Raw genomic sequence first — 6,242 nt, 5'->3', positions numbered from 1 at the left:
ACAGTTCCGCCGCATCGCTACCCGCTACGACAAGACTAAAACATCATTCGCTGCATTCCTGGCGATCGCCGCAGTGAGGATTTGGCTGCCTCACTTTGTCAACATGACCTAGTAGGAAAAGGTCTATTATTTCATCTGTAAGCACAATTTTTAATCCGCCTGTTCGATCTGTCTGTACCTGCATTAGTACGATGCCCATGTTGAAGGCAATGAAGATAACATTTAGGTGGAAGGCATGAAGATGGAGAATCAGTCTCAGGCGGGTCATCCTGTGCAGCGGTCTGCAGCCTCACCGGTAGAAGAACATGCCAATGTTCCAAGCCCGCGCACATTCAACCGCTGGACCGAGCTTCCTCCTGAACTTCGAACGATGATCGTTGACAAAGTTGCATCGTTCCGAGATCGCAGAGAAGCCCACGAAACCATCCGGTCATTTCGAGCCAGCAACAAGACTACAAAAGATTTAATAGACAATGCGCCTCGGCTAACCGCTGATAAAATAGAGGCCCTTCATAGATCTCCCGGAGTACTCGATCGCTACGACGCGGCTTACGCAGACGCCATGAGAGGAAGACTCCCGCGCGAAGCGTGCCGGGTGAATGACGTAACCGACAAAGAAGAGGCCGACAACCTAATCGTCTGGCAAGCAGAAACTGCATTCGGTTCTGACCCAAATGCGACCGCCAAAGCCATTATCGCCCGCTTCGAGGTGGATAACCCGAAGGATGTGGAAGCTCTACGCTCGAGGGAAGCGAACCGTGACTTTGAAAATGCTAAATCGGCTCTCGATTCGATTAAGGACACCGAACTGAAGAGTAACGTAACTAATGCTGGAGCGGTGTTCGGAAAGGTCGATCAAATTCTTCTTCAGGGCGCTCGCCGGGACTTTGCCAGCGGTCTATCCGCTCCCGAAGCGATCGCGAGAAACCAAGAGAGCGGTTCTTATGAACTGACTAAATTCAGTCAAGATCGGCTTCGCCGTGATGGCGCCCTTCGAGATATTTCAGCAGGCATATCACCGGACGATGCTGCGGATCGTAATAAAATGACCAATGACGAACATCGTCGGAGCGTGGGCGCGCAACCTATGCATCGGTCTCGCTCTCGTTCTCAATCCCGTTAGATTGATTAGACCATCGAGTTTCCCTGCCGGGCGGTAATCGATACGAACTTCCTTTCCGAGCATGGCCGGCTATGCATTATGTCCGGTCAGTTCATCGTCAACCGGTTCGCGACCAGGAAGCACATCGAGCTATTGGATCGACTAAATGCCGAGGCCGATGAGATTTTTGCGCGCGATCCAGATCTTGAGCAAACCGCTACCTGACTTCGGCTAGGCTTTCATACCATACTTGTGAATAGCCGTTTTTGGCCTCTCCGGCAAAGCTTCGAGTTATTGAGTGACTTGCTAAAGCTCAGAAACGGCCACATAATGAGTTATAGAAAGAAAGTCTATAACTCATGATCTGGAACTGGCAGCAAGCGGACTGGCCGAACTTCACATACGAGGCATCCCCGCTGGAGGCGGATGAGCGGCAATTCCTCATCAACTCTGGCGAGTTTATCGGTGCATTCCGGCATATTAACGCCGACGAGCGTGATCTGCTCCGCATCGAACTAATCAGCGACGAAGCGCTGACTACTTCGGAAATCGAAGGGGAGGTCCTCAACCGGGACAGCCTGCAGTCCTCACTCCGCCGGCAATTTGGATTGGGCGGTGACGATCGTGGCGTTCGGGCTTCCGAACGGGGTATCGCCGAGATGATGGTGGACCTCTATAACACGTTCGCCAGCCCCCTTACCCACGATCAGTTGCATGCCTGGCACCGAATGATCATGGCTGACGCGCGGCGGATCGATGTCATCGGCGGATACCGGACCCATGCGGATGCCATGCAAATTGTATCGGGATATGCCGGAAGACCAAAGGTCCACTTCGAGGCGCCGCCTTCGGCTGAGGTGCCGGGCCAGATGGACCAGTTCCTAGCTTGGTTCAACAGCTCCGCCGCCCTTCCCGCGCTAACAAGGGCCGGTCTTGCGCACCTTTACTTCGAGAGCATCCATCCCTTCGAAGACGGGAACGGGCGCATCGGCCGGGCTATTGCCGAAAAGGCGCTCGCCCAAAGCCTGGGCCAGCCCAGCCTGATCGCGCTATCTTTCACGATCGCCCGGAGCCGGAAGCGGTATTATGACATGCTGGAAGCGAGCAACATGGATCTCGCTGTTACCGATTGGCTGGTATATTTCGGTGAAACCGTGCTTACCGCGCAGCAGAACACGATGCAGCGCGTGGCCTTCCACATCGCCAAGGCGCATTTCTTCGACCATTTTGGCACCCGTCTGAACGAGCGTCAGCAGAAAGCCATGGCCCGTATGTTCCGCGAAGGCATCGACGGCTTCCAAGGCGGCCTGAGCGCGGAGAACTACATCAGCATCACCAAAGCGTCGCGTGCCACCGCGACACGTGACCTGCAGGACCTGGTCGAAATGGGCGCGCTCACACGCACCGGCGAACGGCGCTACACGCGGTATCACATGCAACTGGCGTAATCAGCCGGCACGGCAGCTGTCAGGAACGAGTAGGATTCTATCCTATGCTAACCATCGATCAGGAAGAGGGCGTGTGACGCGTTATCGCGTTCCCCTGACCGAGGAAGCGGAAGTGACTTGATGAGCCGATGGAGACCGTAACCCGCGGGGCCGGCCTCGTAGCAGAAATGCACGTGATCAAACTTTGCGGCTATACGCTGGATAATGCGGCGCATGCTGGCATCCGATGCCCCAACCTCGCCGACATAACGGATCTCTCCGTTCCGGTCAGATTCAGCAATCGCAATTGCATTCCTCAGTTTGGCAACATCGATTCCGACAAAAGCTTCTCTAAGATCTGCCACGGCTCGTCCTCCTGTGGTGAGGATCGGCTCGGCCTATGCGAGCAACCCTCGGAAGACCAGTGTAGGGCGAGCCACCTCAACCACGAAGAAGGACATACGGACTTATCATATAGGTCCAACATGGGCATTGGCGGCATCACACCCGCTCAGAAACCAAAAATGGCCGCGTGAATTCTACCGCTGAACCCCGTTAAAACGGGGAGGATTACCACGTGCCCCGGCGCAATGACGACGAAGTGACATTGCAGGAACTCTCGGAAAAGCTTCGCGTCCATAGGCAGACCGCTTACGGCTGGCTTAGACGCGGAAAATTAAAAGGGCGTCTCACGAAGTCGGAATACAACAGATCTGGCTTGTCAGCCTGTCTCAGGCCTCAACAGGAACCTCACATGGAGAGTCATCATGGCAAAGCAGTTGAAATGGCCCTCTCAACGCTCATGGCGCTTTTGCGAAAGCGAGCAGCACGCAGCTTCGATATGATCACTCACGCCATCGGCGATATCATCAGCCTCTTCTCTGTCGCAGCGTGCCTAAACTTCTTCAAAGCAGCAGGATATCAAGCCGAGTAGATGCGACATGCCCTAGGCTCAGCTCACTTCGGTGAAACGGCTTAAGCTCTTTACGAAACTGTCATAAATAGCGTCGTTTCCGGTCTCGCGACCTGCTTCTCGCTGCATGCGAACTTTTACGACACGCGGGTCGGCAAGCCTACGATGATGCTCCCTCATCGCGGCGTTCACCGCGAGCCGAAACAGATTCGGGCTAAGCGGTTGGATTGCAAACCGATAGATCTTGCCGCTGTTGATGAGCTTTATAATGGTCTCGCTTTGTGGCGTTTTTGTCATTACGACGACGGTGATTGCCGGATCAATGCGTGCGACTTCGGCCAGCATTTCTGTCATATCGACACCATCCACTTCAGCATTGGTGACGATAACGCCAATCTCTTCCTGGACGATTATCTTAATCGCTTCCTTGAGAGTGGAAGCTGCGTGCACCCGGTAATCATAGGTGAACATCTCCACGACCTCCTGTCGGTCGCTGTCGCAGCCCTCGATCGTCAGCAGCTGAGATGCAATGCTGAATTGCGGGCCTGTTTTATTGTCTTCCCACACGGGGAGGACATGTTGCCGACTTGTTCGCCCACTGCGCGCGACTTCGACTGCGTCGGCAATAACGGAGCGTAGTTCCGACTGCGTCCATGGCTTATTGAGAAAGCGATAGACTTCACCTTCGTTGACGGCGCCGATGATAGCCACCAAGTCGCTGTAGCCCGTAAGGAGGATACGAACGGTATCCGGCCAGCGGGCACGGACCTGAGCCAGAAGCTGTATACCGGTGCTTTCCGGCATGCGTTGGTCGCTAGCGATCACATCGACTTCGACCGTTTCAAGAATTGCAAGAGCTTCACGGGCGTTGAGCGCCGTATAGACCTCATACTCGCTACGGAACACCATTTTGAGCAAACGTACGATTCGCTCTTCGTCATCTACAAAAAGAAGGACAGGTTTCTCGTTCATCCTAGGAATTCCTTGTGTCGACCAAAGGATTAAAGGGCCGGGGTTGATTGCAGGCTGTCCTCGGCGTCCGCCCAGGAATTAGGCACCCTATGTTTTTCGTCCTGTCGCGGTAGAGTGATAGTAAATACGGCTCCCTTGCCGGGCTTTGAATTGACGGTGATTGTCCCACCATGGTTCTCTACAATCCGGTAACAGATGGATAGCCCCATGCCCGTTCCCTTGCCCACTGGCTTGGTCGTGTAGAACGGATCGAAAATCTTGTTGACCCTATCCTCGGGTATTCCTGGGCCATTGTCGGCGACATCGATCTCAACCGTATCGGATGAAGTTATGCGCGTGCGTAACGTCAGCACTCCACGCTTCCCCATTTCAGCCATCGCATCGGCGGCGTTGACGATGAGATTGAGAAAGACTTGCCGAAGCTGCGACGCGGACCCCATAATTTCTGGTACGGCGTCGAACTCGCGGGTTATATCTGCAACATATTTCAACTGCGGTCGGGCGATGAGAAGTGCACTTTCGATCCCTTCCTCCACCGAAAAACTTTCTATCAATCCTTTGTCCATTCGGCTGAAGTTCTTCATCGTTCTGACAAGAGTCGAGATTTCATTCAGGCCGTGCAGACCGTCTTCCAGAAGCATCTCCAGCTCCTCGCGATTCGGTAAGCCTTGATCTTCGTCGCTCTCGGCGCGTCTGGAGCGAATTTGATCCTCCTCCAGCAAACGTTCCTTGACCAGCTCGAACACTGCTTTGACATAGGCAAGTGGCGTGTTGATTTCATGTGTGATCCCGGCGACCATTTGGCCAAGACTCGAAAGCTTTGCAGACTGCATGAGCTTCTCTTCAACATCATCATTCGCTTGCTGTAACATGCGATTGTCCTCATCAAGTTTTGCAAACCTTAACCTCAGTACCAATATGAGGGTCACGAAAGAGAGCGCTAGAATTCCGCTGATTCCTGCAGCCAAATACCACAGTCGAGTGTATTGCTCGGCATTCGCACCCGCGATGGAACGAAGGGAATTCTCGATCCGTGCTGCCGCTGCGTCGGTCGGGACCGACGTCAATGCCAGCATGAGTTCGTTCCCTTTTTGTCGTTCCCTGATCGTGACATCGATCTGAGCAAGAAATCGATCAATGGGTTCCACCAGTTCCGGCGTCAGAGATTGGGCCTGGTCCCTGACGGTAGCGACTCGGTTCCGGACGGCGTCCCGCAATAACGGCGTCGGGGACGGCATAAAGCTCATCATCCCAGTAACCACTTCGGTGATCAGATCAGACATACGCTTGTTGGTCGCCGCTGTCGGTTGCGTGGCGGCTGGCTGCTCGAAGATTTCTGCGATGGCATCGGGCAGCACACTCACCGCGTTCCGCAACATCGCATAGCTCGCCTTTATTTGCTCGGTGAGCCAACCTTTACGGTTTACCGCATCAAAATAGGCCTGAAAATCTGGCTGCAGGGGCGCGAAAGCTGGATCGGCCGCCATAGCCGTTCGCAGCTTTGAGATGCCGATCTGGAGGTCGCGTGTTCCACCAGTGACGGCATCGTAATTGGCCACGATACCGAGCTGTAGCGACAGAACTTCGGTGTCCCATTGCGCCTCCAGGCTTCGTAGAACGTCGAATTGTCTTTGCAGGGAAGGCAAGGAATCATCGGGCGTTCGCATTGCCCATATTACCCCTCCCAGACCGGCGGCCAAGAGCACAAACAAGCTCACGAAGGCGATTGTCAAACGCTTCGATGCGGTAGAGGCAAAGTCCTTGATCGAGTCTTTGTCCAAGATCGTTCTCTTTTCATAAGAGCCTGAGCGGAATTTGCGAAGCATGA

At 54.2% G+C, this 6,242-nt stretch carries 6 protein-coding genes; 3 read left to right on the top strand and 3 right to left on the bottom strand.

Annotated features, from left to right (window positions below; translation table 11 throughout):
* Positions 1-235 precede the first annotated feature (235 nt).
* Positions 236-1,123, top strand: coding sequence for a hypothetical protein (locus MOV63_RS25455; protein WP_247038077.1), 888 nt, complete (start codon positions 236-238; stop codon positions 1,121-1,123).
* 338 nt (positions 1,124-1,461) lie between these two features.
* Positions 1,462-2,550 (top strand): Fic family protein, encoded by a 1,089-nt coding sequence (locus tag MOV63_RS25450; protein ID WP_247038075.1) that lies wholly within the window; start codon positions 1,462-1,464, stop codon positions 2,548-2,550.
* 47 nt (positions 2,551-2,597) lie between these two features.
* On the opposite strand, the gene MOV63_RS25445 is transcribed toward MOV63_RS25450, so the two are convergent.
* Positions 2,598-2,894 (bottom strand): hypothetical protein, encoded by a 297-nt coding sequence (locus MOV63_RS25445; protein WP_405029382.1) that lies wholly within the window; start codon positions 2,892-2,894, stop codon positions 2,598-2,600.
* Positions 2,895-3,283: 389 nt separating this feature from the next.
* Between MOV63_RS25445 and MOV63_RS25440 the strand changes: the two genes are divergently transcribed.
* Entirely contained in the window at positions 3,284-3,463 is a 180-nt protein-coding gene (locus tag MOV63_RS25440) for a hypothetical protein (RefSeq protein ID WP_247038073.1), read from the top strand.
* A gap of 18 nt (positions 3,464-3,481) precedes the next feature.
* Here the strand turns inward: MOV63_RS25440 and MOV63_RS25435 are convergent, their stop codons facing one another.
* Together MOV63_RS25435 and MOV63_RS25430 are read right to left on the bottom strand one after the other, a co-directional pair.
* Positions 3,482-4,414, bottom strand: a complete 933-nt coding sequence (locus tag MOV63_RS25435; RefSeq protein WP_247038071.1) for a response regulator — start codon at positions 4,412-4,414, stop codon at positions 3,482-3,484.
* A 29-nt stretch (positions 4,415-4,443) separates the two neighbouring features.
* A complete protein-coding gene (locus tag MOV63_RS25430) occupies positions 4,444-6,240 on the bottom strand; it encodes an ATP-binding protein (RefSeq protein ID WP_247038069.1) in 1,797 nt (598 codons plus the stop codon).
* Positions 6,241-6,242: the final 2 nt, after the last annotated feature.

This window comes from Neorhizobium sp. SHOUNA12A (assembly GCF_023006505.1).
In the GTDB taxonomy this organism is placed as follows: Bacteria; Pseudomonadota; Alphaproteobacteria; order Rhizobiales; family Rhizobiaceae; genus Neorhizobium.
The sequence above is the reverse complement of the archived record's forward strand: the minus strand, read 5'-3'. Positions and strand labels throughout refer to the sequence as shown.